The 14,649-nt window shown below is 74.3% G+C and carries 14 protein-coding genes and 1 pseudogene; 9 read left to right on the forward strand and 6 right to left on the reverse strand.

Annotation, left to right across the window (positions count from 1 at the left end; genetic code table 11):
- Positions 1-80 precede the first annotated feature (80 nt).
- Positions 81-785, reverse strand: coding sequence for an SOS response-associated peptidase (locus ACFYO8_RS17445; RefSeq protein WP_354871566.1), 705 nt, complete (start codon positions 783-785; stop codon positions 81-83).
- Between the two features lie 102 nt (positions 786-887).
- On the opposite strand from ACFYO8_RS17445, the gene aroA reads away from it, so the two are divergent.
- The 4 genes and pseudogenes from aroA to ACFYO8_RS17465 all read left to right on the forward strand — a co-directional run.
- Positions 888-2,186, forward strand: coding sequence for a 3-phosphoshikimate 1-carboxyvinyltransferase (gene aroA, locus ACFYO8_RS17450; protein ID WP_354871568.1), 1,299 nt, complete (start codon positions 888-890; stop codon positions 2,184-2,186).
- A 162-nt stretch (positions 2,187-2,348) separates the two neighbouring features.
- Positions 2,349-3,284: a ribosome small subunit-dependent GTPase A gene (gene rsgA, locus ACFYO8_RS17455; RefSeq protein ID WP_354871571.1), complete on the forward strand. Its 936-nt coding sequence runs from the start codon at positions 2,349-2,351 to the stop codon at positions 3,282-3,284.
- 60 nt (positions 3,285-3,344) lie between these two features.
- Positions 3,345-4,163, forward strand: a complete 819-nt coding sequence (gene hisN, locus ACFYO8_RS17460; protein ID WP_355047212.1) for a histidinol-phosphatase — start codon at positions 3,345-3,347, stop codon at positions 4,161-4,163.
- Positions 4,164-4,223: 60 nt separating this feature from the next.
- A pseudogene (locus ACFYO8_RS17465) lies at positions 4,224-5,120 on the forward strand (hypothetical protein); the annotation flags it as partial.
- Here the strand turns inward: ACFYO8_RS17465 and ACFYO8_RS17470 are convergent.
- Positions 5,078-6,367: a glycosyltransferase gene (locus ACFYO8_RS17470; protein WP_387189149.1), complete on the reverse strand. Its 1,290-nt coding sequence runs from the start codon at positions 6,365-6,367 to the stop codon at positions 5,078-5,080. The pseudogene ACFYO8_RS17465 and the gene ACFYO8_RS17470 overlap by 43 nt on opposite strands.
- A gap of 192 nt (positions 6,368-6,559) precedes the next feature.
- Between ACFYO8_RS17470 and ACFYO8_RS17475 the strand changes: the two genes are divergently transcribed.
- The 3 genes from ACFYO8_RS17475 (at position 6,560) to ACFYO8_RS17485 (ending at position 8,939) form a co-directional block, all read left to right on the forward strand.
- A complete protein-coding gene (locus ACFYO8_RS17475) occupies positions 6,560-7,558 on the forward strand; it encodes an SDR family oxidoreductase (protein WP_387189148.1) in 999 nt (332 codons plus the stop codon).
- A gap of 56 nt (positions 7,559-7,614) precedes the next feature.
- Entirely contained in the window at positions 7,615-8,286 is a 672-nt protein-coding gene (locus ACFYO8_RS17480; protein ID WP_354871582.1) for an ATP-binding protein, read from the forward strand.
- 80 nt (positions 8,287-8,366) lie between these two features.
- Entirely contained in the window at positions 8,367-8,939 is a 573-nt protein-coding gene (locus ACFYO8_RS17485; RefSeq protein ID WP_354871584.1) for a DUF5709 domain-containing protein, read from the forward strand.
- 4 nt (positions 8,940-8,943) lie between these two features.
- Here ACFYO8_RS17485 and ACFYO8_RS17490 read toward each other — a convergent pair whose 3' ends face one another.
- The gene (locus ACFYO8_RS17490; RefSeq protein ID WP_354871587.1) at positions 8,944-9,591 is read right to left on the reverse strand and encodes a response regulator transcription factor; all 648 of its coding nucleotides are present in this window, start codon (positions 9,589-9,591) and stop codon (positions 8,944-8,946) included.
- Positions 9,588-10,709: a MacS family sensor histidine kinase gene (gene macS / locus ACFYO8_RS17495; RefSeq protein ID WP_387189147.1), complete on the reverse strand. Its 1,122-nt coding sequence runs from the start codon at positions 10,707-10,709 to the stop codon at positions 9,588-9,590. Before macS ends, ACFYO8_RS17490 begins: the two co-directional genes overlap by 4 nt.
- A 114-nt stretch (positions 10,710-10,823) precedes the next feature.
- On the opposite strand from macS, the gene ACFYO8_RS17500 reads away from it, so the two are divergent.
- Positions 10,824-11,291, forward strand: coding sequence for an ATP-binding protein (locus tag ACFYO8_RS17500; RefSeq protein ID WP_354871591.1), 468 nt, complete (start codon positions 10,824-10,826; stop codon positions 11,289-11,291).
- A 10-nt stretch (positions 11,292-11,301) separates the two neighbouring features.
- On the opposite strand, the gene ACFYO8_RS17505 is transcribed toward ACFYO8_RS17500, so the two are convergent.
- A complete protein-coding gene (locus tag ACFYO8_RS17505) occupies positions 11,302-12,240 on the reverse strand; it encodes a ribose-phosphate pyrophosphokinase (RefSeq protein WP_355047211.1) in 939 nt (312 codons plus the stop codon).
- Positions 12,241-12,304: 64 nt separating this feature from the next.
- Here ACFYO8_RS17505 and glpK point away from each other — a divergent pair, with 64 nt between their 5' ends.
- Entirely contained in the window at positions 12,305-13,789 is a 1,485-nt protein-coding gene (gene glpK / locus ACFYO8_RS17510) for a glycerol kinase GlpK (RefSeq protein WP_355047210.1), read from the forward strand.
- Between the two features lie 3 nt (positions 13,790-13,792).
- Here the strand turns inward: glpK and ACFYO8_RS17515 are convergent, their stop codons facing one another.
- Complete coding sequence (locus tag ACFYO8_RS17515) at positions 13,793-14,626, reverse strand: phosphoribosylaminoimidazolesuccinocarboxamide synthase (protein ID WP_354871598.1); 834 nt, start codon at positions 14,624-14,626, stop codon at positions 13,793-13,795.
- Between the last annotated feature and the right edge of the window lie 23 nt (positions 14,627-14,649).

Here is a 14,649-nt window from a genome sequence, read left to right on the forward strand (position 1 = left end):
CAATGAAAGTGACTGAACATCCGGCCGACTTTCCGGCGCAACCCCGGCAAAAAGGTACACGCCGATGTGGCGGAGCGTGATCAGAACAGGGTCGCCTCGGCGACCGTCTCGACGCCCGCCGGGGCCACCGGCGCGATCAGTTCCGGGCCGTCGTTGCGGACGTCGCCGACGGCCCGGGAGACGGGCCGGATCTCCAGCCCGGCGAGCAGGCCGGCGTCCGGCGCCAGCAGCTCCGCCGGCTCCTCGGCCGGGCCCAGCCAGGCCCCCCAGCGCTCCGGCGGCAGCAGCAGCGGCATCCGGTCGTGCACCTCGGCCAGCTCGCCGACCGCAGCGGTGGTGAGCACGCTGAACGTGAGCCGGGCCGCACCGGCCGCCTCCCAGACCGACCAGATGCCCGCGAAGGCCAGGACGGAGCCGTCCCGCGGGGTCATGAAGTAGGGCTGACGTCCGCCGTCGGCGAGGCGGACCCACTCGTACCACCCGTCGGCGGGGACCAGGCAGCGGCGGCGGGCGAAGGACGGCGCGTACGCCCGGCTGGTGGCGACCGTCTCGGCCCGCGCGTTGATCATGCGGGCGGCTCCGGCGGCGCTGCGCGACCACTGCGGGAGCAGGCCCCAGCGGCCGAGGGAGAGCAGCCGGTGCCCCTCCGGGGCGAGCCGGACCAGCGGCACCGGATCGGTCGGCGCGACGTTGAAGTCCGGCGCCACCCCGCCGGTCTCGTCGGCCGACTCGAACAGCGCGCTCAGGTCGGCGGCGCTCCGGGTCGTGGCGTACCTCCCGCACATGGCGCCCACGCTAGCCGCATTCGGACGTTCCGGCTGTCCCGCCCAACGGGAGCAGTGGCGACGAACGCTTCCACCGGGCCGCGCGCTTGGCAGAATGTGACCGTGAGCAATCCGATCGCGACGTGCCCGCAGCCGTGGACCGCGCCGACCGCGAGCGACCCGGTCGCCGCGACGCTGCGCCTGCCCGGTTCCAAGTCGATGACCGCCCGGGCCCTGGTGCTCTGCGCGCTGGCCGGCGGGCCGTCGACACTCGCCCGGCCGCTGCGCGCCCGGGACACCGAACTGATGGCCGGCGGGCTGCGTGCGCTCGGCGCCCACGTGTCGATCTCGGACGACGACCGCTGGCTGGTCCGCCCGCATCCGCTGGCCGGCCCGGCGCACGTCGACGTCGGCCTGGCCGGCACCGTGATGCGCTTCCTGCCCCCGGTGGCCGGGCTGGCCGCCGGTCGGGTCACGTTCGACGGCGACCCGCACGCCCGGACCCGCCCGCTCGGGCCCCTGATCGGCGCGCTGCGCGCGCTCGGCGTCCGCATCGACGCGCCCCCGGCCGGCAGCCTGCCGCTCGTCGTCCTCGGCGCGGGCCGGGTGACCGGCGGCGACGTGGTGATCGACGCCTCCGCGTCCAGCCAGCTCGTCTCCGGGCTGCTGCTCGCCGCGCCCCGCTTCGACCGGGGCGTCGTGGTCCGGCACGAGGGGCCGCCGGTGCCGTCCGCGCCGCACGTGCGGATGACGGTGCAGATGCTGCGCGCCGCCGGCGCCGCCGTCGACGACACCACGCCGGACGTCTGGACGGTCGAGCCGGGCCCGCTGTCCGGGCGCGGCTGGGAGATCGAACCCGACCTGTCCGGCGCCGCGCCGTTCTTCGCCGCCGCCCTGGTCACCGGCGGCGAGGTGACGCTACAGGGCTGGCCGCACAGCAGCCTCCAGCCGGTCGAGCGGCTACGAGAGCTGCTGCACCGGATGGGCGGCGAGGTGAGCCTCGGCACCGACGGCCTGACCGTGCGGGGCACCGGCAGGGTGCGCGGGCTCGACGCCGACCTCTCCGACGTCGGCGAGCTGACCCCGGTGCTGACCGCGCTCACGCTGCTCGCCGACGGCCCGTCCCGGCTCACCGGCATCGGCCACATCCGCGGCCACGAGACCGACCGGGTGACCGCGCTGGCAAAGGAGTTCACCGCGCTCGGCGCGGACATCACCGAAACCCACGACGGGCTGGAGATCCGGCCCCGTCCGCTGCGCGGCGGCACGTTCCAGACGTACGCCGACCACCGGATGGCGCACGCGGCGGCGGTGGCCGGGCTGGCCGTCCCCGGCATCGAGGTCGACGACGTGGCGTGCACCTCCAAGACCATGCCGGAGTTCCCGGCACTATGGTCAGGGATGGTGACCGGCAAGAACTGACAGCGGGGGGACGTCCTGACGACGAAGCGGCGCGAGTACGACGAGGACGACGTCCGGATCCGACCGGGCCGGTCGTCGCGCCCGCGTACGCGCACCCGGCCCCGGCACGACGACGCCGTCGAGGGCTTCGTCATCGCCGTCGACCGGGGCCGCTACACGTGCGTGCTGTCCGGGGCAGGGCCGGACGCGCCGCTCGTGACCGCCATGCGCGCCCGCGAGCTGGGCCGCAAGTCGGTGGTGGTGGGCGACCTGGTCGGACTGGTCGGGGACACCTCCGGGGCGTCCGGCGCGCTGGCCCGCATCGTGCGCATCGCCGAACGGACCTCGGTGCTGCGGCGTACCGCCGACGACGACGAGACCACCGCCGAGGGGCGGCTGGAACGGGTGGTGGTGGCGAACGCCGACCAGCTGGTGATCGTCAGCGCGCTCGCCGACCCGCCGCCGCGTACCGGCTTCATCGACCGCTGTCTGGTGGCCGCGTACGACGCCGGCATCGAGCCGCTGCTCTGCCTCACCAAAGCCGATCTGGGCGGCCCGGAGGCGGTGCTCGGCTACTACACCGAGCTGGAGTTGCCGTACGTGCTGATCCGCCCGGACTCCGACCTGGCCGCGCTGCGGGCGCTGCTCGCCGGCCGGGTCTCGGTCATGGTCGGCCACTCCGGGGTGGGCAAGTCGACGCTTGTCAACCGCCTCGTCCCGGCCGCCGAACGGGCGGTCGGCACGGTCAGCGCGATCGGCCGGGGCCGGCACACCTCGACCAGCGCGGTGGCGCTGCGCCTGCCCGCCGAGCCCGGCGCCGACGGCGACACCGGCTGGATCGTCGACACCCCGGGGGTACGCAGCTTCGGGCTGGCGCACGTGTCCGCCGAGAGCCTGCTGCACGGCTTCCCGGACCTGGTCGAGGCGACAGTGGACTGCCCGGCCAACTGCCCGCACACCGGCGACGAGGCGGACTGCGCGCTCGACGCCTGGGTGGCCGCCGGGAAGGCGGACGCCCGCCGGCTCGCCTCGTACCGCCGGTTGCTGGCCTCCCGCAGCGGCGAGGGCGACCCGCGCGAGCCGGAGCGCAACCCCGGCGACCCGCTCGCCGGTTCCTGATCGGCGGACCGGCGGCGACCCGCCGTCGCGGGTCGGGCCGCCGCCGCTAGCGTGTCGGACATGACCGGGTACGCCGACGACCTCGCCCTCGCCCACCTGCTCGCCGACGCCGCCGACGCCGTCTCCTCGGCCCGCTTCCGCGCGCTCGACCTGCGCGTGGAGTCCAAGCCGGACCTGACCCCGGTCTCCGACGCCGACACCGCCGTGGAGCGGGAGATCCGCGCGCTGCTGGCCGCCCACCGTCCCGCCGACGGCCTGCTCGGCGAGGAGTACGGCGAGCAGCCGCCGGCCGGACCGGACGGGCGGCGCTGGGTGGTCGACCCGATCGACGGCACGAAGAACTTCGTCCGGGGCGTGCCGGTCTGGGCCACGCTCGTCGCGCTGCTGGAACACGACCGGCCGGTGCTCGGCCTGGTCTCCGCCCCGGCGCTGGGCCGCCGCTGGTGGGGCGCGCTCGGCGCGGGCGCGTTCGCGGGCACCGGCCCGACGGACGGCACGCCGATCCGGGTCTCCGGCGTCACCGAGCTCGCCGACGCGAGCTTCTGCTACTCGTCGCTGACCGGTTGGGAACAGGCCGGCCGGCTGGACGCGGTGCTCCAGCTCATGCGCGACACCTGGCGCAGCCGTGCGTACGGCGACTTCTACGGCTACATGCTGCTGGCCGAGGGAGCACTGGACGTGATGGTGGAGCCGGAACTGTCGCTGTGGGACATCGCCGCGCTGGTGCCGATCGTCACCGAGGCCGGCGGAAGGATCACCGACCTGGCCGGGCGGCCCGCACCGGCCGGCGTGGACTCCGCCGACATCAGCGCCGTGGCCAGCAACGGCGCGCTGCACGACGACATCCTGACCCGGCTCGGCCGTCCAGCCGAGCGCTGACCCGGGGAGAGCCTCTATCCTCGCCAGGTGGTTTCCTCTGGTTGGTGCTTCCTGGCGGCGATGATCATCGCGTACGGCTTCGCCAACCTCCTTCAGTCGATCGCCGCCGCGCGGACCACCGTGCACCACACGTTCGACCCGGGGCTGCTGCTGCGCCTCGCCGGGCACCGGACCTACCTGATCGGCCTGGCCTGCCAGGTCGTCGGCTTCGTGCTGGCCTTCCTGGCCCGCCGGGACCTGCCGTTGTTCCTGGTCCAGGCCAGCGTGGCGGCCGGGCTCGGGGTGACCGCCGTACTCGGCGTGCTGGTGCTCAAGTGGCGGCTGCCGGCCGCCGAGATGGTCCTGCTGGTGCTGTTGTTCGCCGGCATCACCGCGCTCGTGCTGTCGGCGCAGCCGGCGCCGTCACGACAGCTCGGCACCGCCGGGCTGGTCGGCCTGGCGGTGGCGGTGGCGGCGATCGCCGGCTCGGGCTTCTTCGCCGCCCGGCTGCACGGCGCGCTCGGGTCCGTGGTGCTCGGCTCGCTCGCCGGGATGGCGTTCTCCGCCGCGGCGGTGGCGGCCCGTCCGCTCGCCTCGGCCGGATCGGTGGAGGCGTTCGTCCGCGATCCGCTGCTCTACCTGCTGATCGTCCACTCGGTGATCGGTCAGCTCCTGCTCGGGCTGGCCATGCAACGCGGGTCGACCACGGCGGCGGTGGCCGCGATGGACGCGGCCGGCGCGGTGCCCGCGGCGATCGTCGGACTGCTGCTGCTCAACGACAAGATCTGGCCCGGCCGGGAATGGCTGGCCGGACTCGGCTTCCTGGTGACGCTCGCGGCGGTGGTCGGCCTGACTCGGTACGCCGAACCGCAGCACCACCACACCGGCGCCCGCGACCGCCGGAAGGCGGCGGTGGGCGCCGGGCTGGTGCCGCTTCAGGCCGCCTCGACCGGCCCGCGTTCGGAGACGACCACCTCGTCCGGCGCTGTCACCTCGACCGGCGCTGTCACCTCGACCGGCGCCGTCGGCTCGGTCGGGGTGGCCGGACGGCGCCGGCCGATCACCCGCTCGTAGAGGCGCTCCAGCGCGGTGGCGGTCCGTTCCCAGGTGTAGCTGCACCGGACCCGGTCCACCGCGGCGTGCCCGTACGCGAACCGCCCGGCGTTGTCCGACAGCAGCCGGCGCAGCGTGACCCCGAGCGTGCGTACGTCACCCGGCGGCACCAGCTTGCCGGTCACCTCGTCCACCACCGCGTCGGCGATGCCGCCCATGGCGTACCCGACCACCGGCACGCCGCAGGCCATCGCCTCCAGCGACACCCGCCCGGCTGCCGCGTAGTGCGGCGTGCAGGCCACCACGTCGGCGGAGCGGTACCAGGTGGCCATCTGGTCGTGCGGCACCGCGCCGACCAGCTTCACCTGCTCCGCCACGCCCGCGCGTTCGGCCAGTTCGCGCAGGCGGCGCGCTTCGGCGTGCCCGTCCAGCCGCTCGGCCGGCGGGCCGCCCGCAATCACCAGTTCGGCGTCACCGACCAGCCGCATCGCCCGGATCAGGTCATCCTGGCCGTGCCCGGGCGCGAGCCCGCCGACGGAGAGGATCCGGGGCCGCTGGTCCCGGGGCGCCGCCTCACCGTCCGGGTGGAACCAGCCGGTGTCCACGCCGGTCGGCACCATCGCCACGGCGGTGCGTTGCAGGCCCATCCGGGTCAGCTCGTCGACCTCGTCGTTGCACTGGGCGACCGCCGCGTCCACGGCCCGGGTCAGCGCCCGCTCCAGCGGGATGCGCTCCCCCGGCCCGGTGTAGTCACGGCCGAGGTGACGCAGTTGCTCCACGCCGAGCGAGTGGAACGTCTGCACCACCGGGATGTCGGTGGCGCGTACCGCGTGGGCGGCGGCCAGCCCGCCGACCCAGTAGTGCCCGTGCACCACGTCGGGGGTCCAGTCACCGGCCCACTGCCCGGCCAGCCAGCGGCCGTACTCGGCGACGAAGGGGACCAGTTCGGCGGTGGAGAGCGTGTCGGGGGGGCCGACCGGGACACGTTCCACCCGGTAGCCGTCGAGTTCGGTCAGGGCGGGCTGGGCGGACGCGGCACGGCGCTCGTAGACGCGGACGTCATGGCCCCGGGCGGCGAGTTCCGCCGCCACGCGCGCGACATGCTCCTGCGTTCCGACGGTGGGACCGTCGGTGGACGAGCCGGCGTGCGCGCATACAAGGCCGACGCGCATGGTGCACCTCCATGCGTTCTCGCGAGCGGGGTCTCCGGTCAGAGCGTCCCATTAACCCAGGCCTGGTGCGCCCAAACCTGACAGATCGGGGTCACCCGACCACGGCCGTCCGGGACGACGGGACAGCCGACCGAACCCGATCAGCGGCGGATCGGTCGGCATGACGGCCCGGGCCGGGGGTACCGACAGGGAATGCCGCTCACCCGCAGCCTCTCCGACGCCACTGTCGTCGTCACCGGCGCCTCCAGCGGGATCGGCGCGTCCACCGCGTACGCGCTGGCCCGTCGGGGTGCCAACCTCGTGCTGGCCGCCCGGACCGAGTCCGCGTTGCGCCGGGTCGCCGTACTCTGCCGGGAACTGGGCGGGCAGGCCCTGGTGGCGCCCACCGACGTGACCGACCCGGCGGCGGTGGAGCGGCTGGCCGAGCGGGCGGTGGCCGAGTTCGGCCGGATCGACGCCTGGATCAACAACGCCGCCGTGGGCGCCGTGGGGCTGTTCGACGAGATCCCGGTGGCCGAGTTCCGCCGGGTGGTGGACGTGAACCTGCTCGGCGCCGTGTACGGGACGCGGGCCGCGCTGCCCCGGCTGGAGGCGGCCGGCGGCGGGGTGCTGGTCAACAACGCCTCGGTTCTGGCCGAGGTGGCGATGCCGTACCAGTCGGCGTACAACGCGACAAAGCACGCGATCCGCGGGCTGGCCGACACCGTACGGCAGGAGCTGCGGGTGACCGGGCGGGGGAACATCTCGGTCTGCACGGTGCTGCCCGCCACCGTCGACACGCCGTTCTTCCGGCACGCGGCCAACCACTCCGGCCGGGAGCTGACCCCGCCGCCGCCGGTGTACCCGCCGGACATGGTCGCCGAGACGATCGTCAAGCTGCTGCGCCGGCCCCGGCGGGAGGCGTACGCGGGCGGCGCGGCCCGGCTGATCGGGCTCCAGTGGCGGCTCGCGCCGGCGGTGGCCGAGCGGGTGCTGGGCTGGTACACCGCGCGCACCCAGTTCGGCCCCGGCGTACGCGCCGACTCCTCCGGCGCCGTGTTCACGCCGGACTCGGCCGCGGAGCGGACCGACGGGTGGTCCGGCCGGCGCGGTCAGGTGCTACGGCTGACCGCGGCCGTCGGGCTGGCCGCCGGCACCGCTGCCGGCACGGTGGCGGCGCTCAGCCGCCGGTCGCGGACCGGTCGGCCATGAGTCCCGTCGACCGGACCGGTGCGCGGGCGCGGACCGACGTGCACAATGGGACGATCATGCCGACGGATGCGCGTTGCCTGGTGGAGACCCACGATTCCTCCCCGACGGTCCGGCTGACCGGAGTGCTCGACCGGTCCGAGGTGGAAACCGTGCGGGACGCGCTGCTCACCCGGTTGTGGCAGCGCCCCGGGGTGCTGCTGGTGGACCTGTCCGGAGTGCGGATCACCGATCCGGGCGCACGCGACGCGCTGGACGAGGTCTGCCGGGCGGTCGCCGACTGGCCCGCCGCCGAGTTGCTGCTCGATCCGGCCGCGCCGCCGCCGGACGCGCCGCCCGAGCCGCTCGACGCCGAACTGCCCCCGGTGGTCGAGGCCGCCCGCGAGGCGCGGGTGCTGGTGACCGACGGGTGCGCCAGATGGGGGCTGCCGGAGCTGGCGGAGCCGGCCTGCATCGCGGTCACCGAGATGGTCAACAACGTGGTGGCGCACGCCGTCACCCCGATGACGCTCCGGCTGGCCCCGCGCGGCGGCGCGCTGCACCTGGCCGTCCGGGACCACTCGACCGGCCGGCCCGCGTACCGGGGGGCGGCGCCGACGGACTCGGTGGGCGGACGAGGGCTGCTGCTCATCGACACGGTGGCCCGGCGCTGGGGCAGCACCGCCCTGCCCGACGGCAAGGTGGTGTGGTGCGTGCTGTACGCCGAGGACGAGGTGACATTCCGCAACTGAGGCACCTTTTCGCCCCGTTGCTCCCGATCCACCCGGCCGGTTGCGGTTAGGGCGGGGAGCGCAGTGGGTAGATCCCGAGCATGCGCGACGACGAGTACCCCACCCCCGTGTCCGATCCCGAGGCGGAGGGCCTGCCCGACACCGCCGACGACGACTCCACCGCGAACGACGACGTGCTGACCGGGCGCGAGGCGGACGGCCCCGAGCCGGCCCAGCTGCCCGGTGACCGCACGCCGGTCGCCGTGGACCAGTTCGGCACCACGGCGGAGGAGCAGCTCGACGGCGAGTCGCTGGACTACAAGCTCCAGCGCGAGCGGTACGAGCGCCCCGCCGACGATCCACTCGCCGGCCCGGTCGACCCCGCCATCGCCGCCGAGGCGGAGAGCGAGGAGGCCGCCGCCCGGGCCCAGCTCGACGCCGACGTGATCGACCCGGGCCCGGTCTCGGACCCGAACTCCCCGGTCTCGGTGTACGACCACGGGCAGCTCGGCACCGTCGCCGACCACCAGGTGGGCCGGCTGGTCGAGCCGGACGAGGGCGCGCACACCGACCAGGAGACCGACAACGTCGCCTACGACGCCGGCGCGGCCGGCGGCGGGGCCAGCGCGGAGGAGCTGGCGGTGCACGAGACCCGGCCGCCGGAGGCGCACTGACCGCTCAGTCGTCCAGGCCCCGCTCGATGGCGTACCGGGTCAGCTCGACCCGGTTGTGCAACTGGAGCTTGCCCAGGGTGTTCTGCACATGGTTCTGCACGGTCCGGTGGGACAGGCCCAGCCGGTCGGCGATCTGCTTGTAGGACAGCCCCTTGGCCACCAGGCGCAGCACCTCGGTCTCCCGCTCGGTGAGCCGGGGTGCGTCGTCGTCCGGGTCGGGCGGCGCGGCGGCCAGCCGCCGGTACTCCCCCAGCACCAGTCCGGCCAGGCCGGGCGTGAACACCGGCTCACCGGCAGCCGTACGGCGCACCGCGTCCAGGAACTCCGCCGGAGCGGCCGACTTGACCAGGTAGCCGGTGGCGCCGGCCTTGACCGCGTCGAGCACGCCCTGCGGCTCCCCGCTGGCCGAGAGCATGAGCACCCGCACGTCGGGCAGCGCGGCGCGCAGGCCCCGGATCACCTCGACGCCGGAGATGTCCGGCAACTGGAGGTCGAGCACCACGAGGTCGGGGCGGGCCGCCGCGGCCACCCGTACCGCCTGCCGCCCCTCACCACTGGTCGCCACCACCTGATGGCCCGCCTCGGTGAGGTCGCGGGCCACGCCCTCGCGCCACATCGGGTGGTCGTCGACCACCATCACCCGGACGCTCATCCGCGGCTCCTCGGCACGACCAGCTCGATCTCGGTGCCGGCGCCGGACACGGAGGCGATCCGCACCTCCCCGCCCAGGTCCGCCACCCGGCCCTGGATGGACTGCGCCACCCCGAGCCGGCCCTGCGCGGCGGCCTCCGCCAGCCGCCCCTCCGGGATGCCCGGTCCCTCGTCGCGTACCGAGACGGTCACCGTCTCCTCCTCGTCCTCGATCAGCACCCAGGCCCGCCCGCCGGCGTGCCGGGCCACGTTGTCGAGCGCCGCGCCGACCGCCGCGGCCAGCTCACCGGCGGTACGCGCCGGCAGCGGCACCGGTGTGGCGGGCGCGGCCACCCCGACCGTGGCCGAGGCGTACCTGTCGATCAGGTCACGCAGGTCCTGCTCGGCCCCGGCCGGGTCCGGCGCCGCCCCCGCCCGGCCGATCAGCGCTCGCAGCGCCGCCTCCTGCTCGCCGGCCAGCCGCGCCAGCTCGGCCGCCTCGCCGTCCAGCTCCGCGCCACGTCGCCGGACCAGCGCGAGCACCTGGAGCACGGAGTCGTGGATGTCGCGGGCCAGCCGTTCCCGTTCCCGGGTGGCCGCCTCCAGCTCCACCGCCCGCTGCAACCGCTCCTCCGCCTCCACCGCCAGCCGCGCCACGTGCCCGACCACCACACCGGCCAGCAGCATCAGGATCGCACCGGTCAGCGCGGACGGGCTGATCCGGTCCCGGGTGGCGAGGTCGGCGCCACCGAGCACGATCGCGGCCATCACGCCGCCACGCCGCCCGCAGGCGACCGCCCAGGCGAGCACCGGCCCGGCCAGCCAGGCGGCGGTCAGCATCGGCACCCCGGCGGCGAGCGCGGCGCTGCCGACCACCCACGGAGTGACCAGGATGAGCGCCAGCACCACGCCGAGGTCGGTCAGCAGCAGCGGCCAGCGCCGCCCGGCCGGCCGGCCGTACCCGGCCGCCGTCACGCCGCTCCAGGCCAGCATCGCCAGCAGGACACCGCCCGCGGCGACCGGGTGCGCGTAGCGGCCCGCGTCGCGCAGCACGACCAGTCCGACGTACGCGAGCGCGGCGAAGCGGAACACCGCTATCGATCGCCAGAACGGGCCCTCAAGGCCGGAGGACGACGGCATGTGCGTCACCCTGTCACAGCCGGTCCAGGGCACCCCGGGGGTGCGGCCCGAGAAACCCTGACGTACGGTGGAAATGCCGCGAAAGTCGTCGACAACCATCGTCGGGACGGGGTCATGACAAACGCAGAACTCCCCGCACCGCGTACGGTTGTGCCCATCGAACCTTCCCTGCTTCTCGCCACGGCCTTCGACCAGGCGCAGGTGACCGGGCTGCGGCACGCGGTCAGCTCACACGCGCACGGCGCGGGCCTCTCCGGCCAACGGCTGGACGACTTCGTGCTGGCGGTCAACGAACTGATCACCAACGCGGTCCGGCACGGCGGCGGGCAGGGCTGGCTGCGGCTCTGGCAGCGCGGCGACGACCTGGTCTGCGAGGTCGCCGACCACGGGCCCGGGATCAGCGAACGGCGGCTGCGCGACCGGGACCGGCCCGCGCCGGACACCGCCGGCGGCTGGGGTCTCTGGCTGGCCCGGGAGCTGAGCGACTCGATGGAGGTGGACAGCGGCGACGCGGGCACCGTCGTCCGGATCACCGCCGCGCTCACCATCCGGCAGCCCGTCACCGGCCCACTGGAGGGCTGACCCAGGGCCGTCAGCCGAACAGGGCGCTCACCGACTCCCCGTTGTGGATCCGCCGCATCGCCTCGGCCAGGGCCGGCGCCACCGACAGCACCCCCAGCTTCGGCACCCGCTTCTCGGCCGGGATCGGCACCGTGTTCGTGCAGACGATCTCCAGTACGCCCTCCTGTGCGCTCAGCCGCTCCAGCGCCCCGCTGGAGAACAGGCCGTGCGTGCAGGCCAGCCGGATCGAGCGGACCCGCCGCTCGTGCAGGTGCGAGATCAGCTCGATCACGGTGCTGCCCTTGGCGATCTCGTCGTCCAGCACGATCACGTCCCGGTCCGTCACGTCGCCGATGATCGTGCTGATCTGCACCCGGTCGTCGCTGTAGCGCTGCTTGGCCCCGGCCGCGACGGGCGTGCCGAGCATCCGGGCGAACGCGGCGGCCTCCTTGGCGTTGCCCAGGTCCGGCGAGACCACCACCGCGTTGCTCAGGTCGTACCCCTTGAAGTGGGCGGCCAGCTCGCGCAGCGCGTGCAGGTGGTCCACCGGGACGCTGAAGAAGCCGTGCACCTGCGGCGAGTGCAGCGTCATGGCCAGCACCCGGTCCGCGCCGGCGTAGGTGAGCAGGTCGGCGACGAGCCGGCCGCCGATGGAGATGCGCGGCGCGTCCTTCTTGTCCGACCGGGCGTACGCGTAGTGCGGCAGCACCACCGTGATCCGCGCGGCCGAGGCGCCCCGGGCCGCGTCGATCATGAGCAGCAGCTCGACCAGGTGCTCCTGCACCGGTGGCACCAGCGGCTGGATGAGGAAGACGTCGCGCTCCCGGCAGTTCGCCTGCAACTGCACCTCAAGGCAGTCGTTGGCGAACCGGGACACCCGGACCGGGTGCAGCGGAACGTGGAGGTGGGCGCAGATCTCGGTGGCGAGGTCCGGATGGGCGGTCCCGCTGAACACGGCAATGTCACGCACGTCTGATGATCGTACGGGTCGCCGGAGGAAGACGGTGGGCGGTCGCGGCGGGTACGGTGCTGCCGTGACCGCAGAGTTCGTCGCCGCCATCGACCAGGGCACCACGTCCTCGCGCTGCATCGTCTTCGACCGGGCCGGTGAGATCGTCGCCGTGGCCCAGCGCGAGCACCGGCAGATCTTCCCCCGGCCCGGCTGGGTCGAGCACGACGCCGAGGAGATCTGGACGAACGTCGAGCACGTGGTGCGCGAGGCGCTGACCGGCGCCGACATCAGCACCGAGGCGCTGGCCGCGGTGGGCATCACCAACCAGCGGGAGACCACGGTGGTGTGGGACCGGGCGACCGGTCGCCCGGTGGCCAACGCGATCGTCTGGCAGGACACCCGCACCGGCCCGCTGCTGCGCGAGCTGACCGAGACGTACGACGAGGAGCGGCTGCGGACCCGCACCGGCCTGATCCCCGCCACCTACTTCGCCGGCCCGAAGCTGCGCTGGCTGCTCGACCACGTCGACGGTCTGCGCGAGCGCGCCGAACGCGGCGAGGTGCTGTTCGGCACCATGGACAGCTGGCTGATCTGGAAGCTGACCGGCCGGCACGTCACCGACGTGACGAACGCCAGCCGCACGATGCTGATGGACCTGGAGACGCTCGACTGGGCCCCGGAGCTGCTCGACGCGCTGCGGATCCCGGCCGCCGTGCTGCCCGAGATCCGCAGCTCGGCCGAGGTGTACGGCACCGCCCAGGGGGTGCTGGCCGGAGTGCCGGTGGCGAGCGCGCTCGGCGACCAGCAGGCGGCGCTGTTCGGGCAGACCTGCTTCCAGCCCGGCGAGGCCAAGTGCACCTACGGCACCGGCAGCTTCCTGCTGCTCAACACCGGCGCCAGCCCGGTACCGTCCCGGCACGGCCTGCTCACCACCGTGGCGTACCGGATCGAGGGCCAGCCCGCGGCGTACGCGTTGGAGGGCGCGATCGCGGTCACCGGCTCGCTGGTGCAGTGGCTGCGCGACAACCTCGGCCTGATCTCCACCGCAGCGGAGGTCGAGGAGCTGGCCCGCACCGTCGACGACAACGGCGGCTGCTACGTGGTGCCGGCCTTCTCCGGCCTGTTCGCCCCGCACTGGCGCAGCGACGCCCGGGGCGTGATCGCCGGGCTGACCGGCTACATCACCAAGGGGCATCTGGCCCGCGCGGTGCTGGAGGCGTCCGCCTTCCAGACCCGCGAGGTGGTGGACGCGATGAACGCCGACTCCGACGTGGCGTTGCGGCGGCTGCGGGTCGACGGCGGGATGACCGGCAACGAACTGCTCATGCAGTTCCTCGCCGACGTGGTGAACGTGCCGGTGGTCCGGTCCCGGATCACCGAGACGACCTGCCTCGGCGCCGCGTACGCCGCCGGTCTGGCAGTCGGGTTCTGGCCCGACCTGACCACGCTGCGCGAGAAGTGGCGCTCGGACGCGCAGTGGGAGTCGACGATGGACCCGGCGCACCGGGAGCGCCAGCTGCGCCAGTGGCACAAGGCGGTCCAGCGCACGCTCGACTGGGCCGACTGAGCGTCAGTCCCAGCGGTTGCCGGTGAGCTTCTCGTACACCTCGACGTAACGGGCCCGGGTCGCCTCGATCACCTCGGCCGGCACCTCCGGCGCGGGCGGTTGCTTGTCCCAGCCGCCGGCCGTGGCCCAGTCCCGCACGTACTGCTTGTCGTAGGAGAACTGGGAGCGGCCCGGCTGGTACGACTCGGCCGGCCAGAACCGGGACGAGTCGGAGGTGAGCACCTCGTCGCCGAGGACCAGCGTGCCGTCCGGCGCCCAGCCCAGCTCCAGCTTCGTGTCCGCGATCAGGATGCCCCGCTCGGCGGCGATCTCCGCGCCGCGCCGGTAGACGTCGATGGTGATCTGCCGCAGCCGCTCCGCCACCTCCGGCCCGACCTTGTCCACCACCTGCTCGTACGTGATCGGCTCGTCGTGCTCGCCCTTCGGCGCCTTTGTCGACGGGGTGAAGATCGGCTCGGGCAGGATCGACGCCTCGACCAGGCCGCGGGGCAGCGGCACCCCGGAGACCGAGCCGGCGCGCTGGTATTCGGCGAAGCCGCCGCCGGTCAGGTAGCCCCGCGCCACGCACTCGACCGGCACCATCTCCAGCCGCCGGCAGCGGATCGCCCGGCCGGCGAACTCCGCCGGCACGTCGGTAGCCGAGATCACGTGGTTCGGCACCAGGTCGGACAGCTGCTCGAACCACCACAGCGACAGCGCGGTGAGCAGGCGGCCCTTGTCCGGGATCGGGGTCGGCAGCACCACGTCGTAGACGGAGACGCGGTCGGTGGCGACCAGGATCAGGTCGTCGCCGTCGGCGTAGACGTCCCGGACCTTGCCCGAGTGCAGAAGTTCCACGGCGCTAGTACACCATGACCGGC

The organism is Micromonospora sp. NPDC005257 (assembly GCF_042872445.1).
Taxonomy (GTDB): domain Bacteria; phylum Actinomycetota; class Actinomycetes; order Mycobacteriales; family Micromonosporaceae; genus Micromonospora.

Coding starts and splice junctions, on each gene's coding strand:
- ACFYO8_RS17445 (WP_354871566.1), bottom strand. CDS start 785: ATGTGCGGGAGGTACGCCACGACCCGGAGCGCCGCCGACCTGAGCGCG.
- hisN (WP_355047212.1), top strand. CDS start 3,345: ATGACCGGGTACGCCGACGACCTCGCCCTCGCCCACCTGCTCGCCGAC.
- ACFYO8_RS17470 (WP_387189149.1), bottom strand. CDS start 6,367: ATGCGCGTCGGCCTTGTATGCGCGCACGCCGGCTCGTCCACCGACGGT.
- ACFYO8_RS17475 (WP_387189148.1), top strand. CDS start 6,560: ATGCCGCTCACCCGCAGCCTCTCCGACGCCACTGTCGTCGTCACCGGC.
- ACFYO8_RS17480 (WP_354871582.1), top strand. CDS start 7,615: ATGCCGACGGATGCGCGTTGCCTGGTGGAGACCCACGATTCCTCCCCG.
- ACFYO8_RS17485 (WP_354871584.1), top strand. CDS start 8,367: ATGCGCGACGACGAGTACCCCACCCCCGTGTCCGATCCCGAGGCGGAG.
- ACFYO8_RS17490 (WP_354871587.1), bottom strand. CDS start 9,591: ATGAGCGTCCGGGTGATGGTGGTCGACGACCACCCGATGTGGCGCGAG.
- macS (WP_387189147.1), bottom strand. CDS start 10,709: ATGCCGTCGTCCTCCGGCCTTGAGGGCCCGTTCTGGCGATCGATAGCG.
- ACFYO8_RS17500 (WP_354871591.1), top strand. CDS start 10,824: ATGACAAACGCAGAACTCCCCGCACCGCGTACGGTTGTGCCCATCGAA.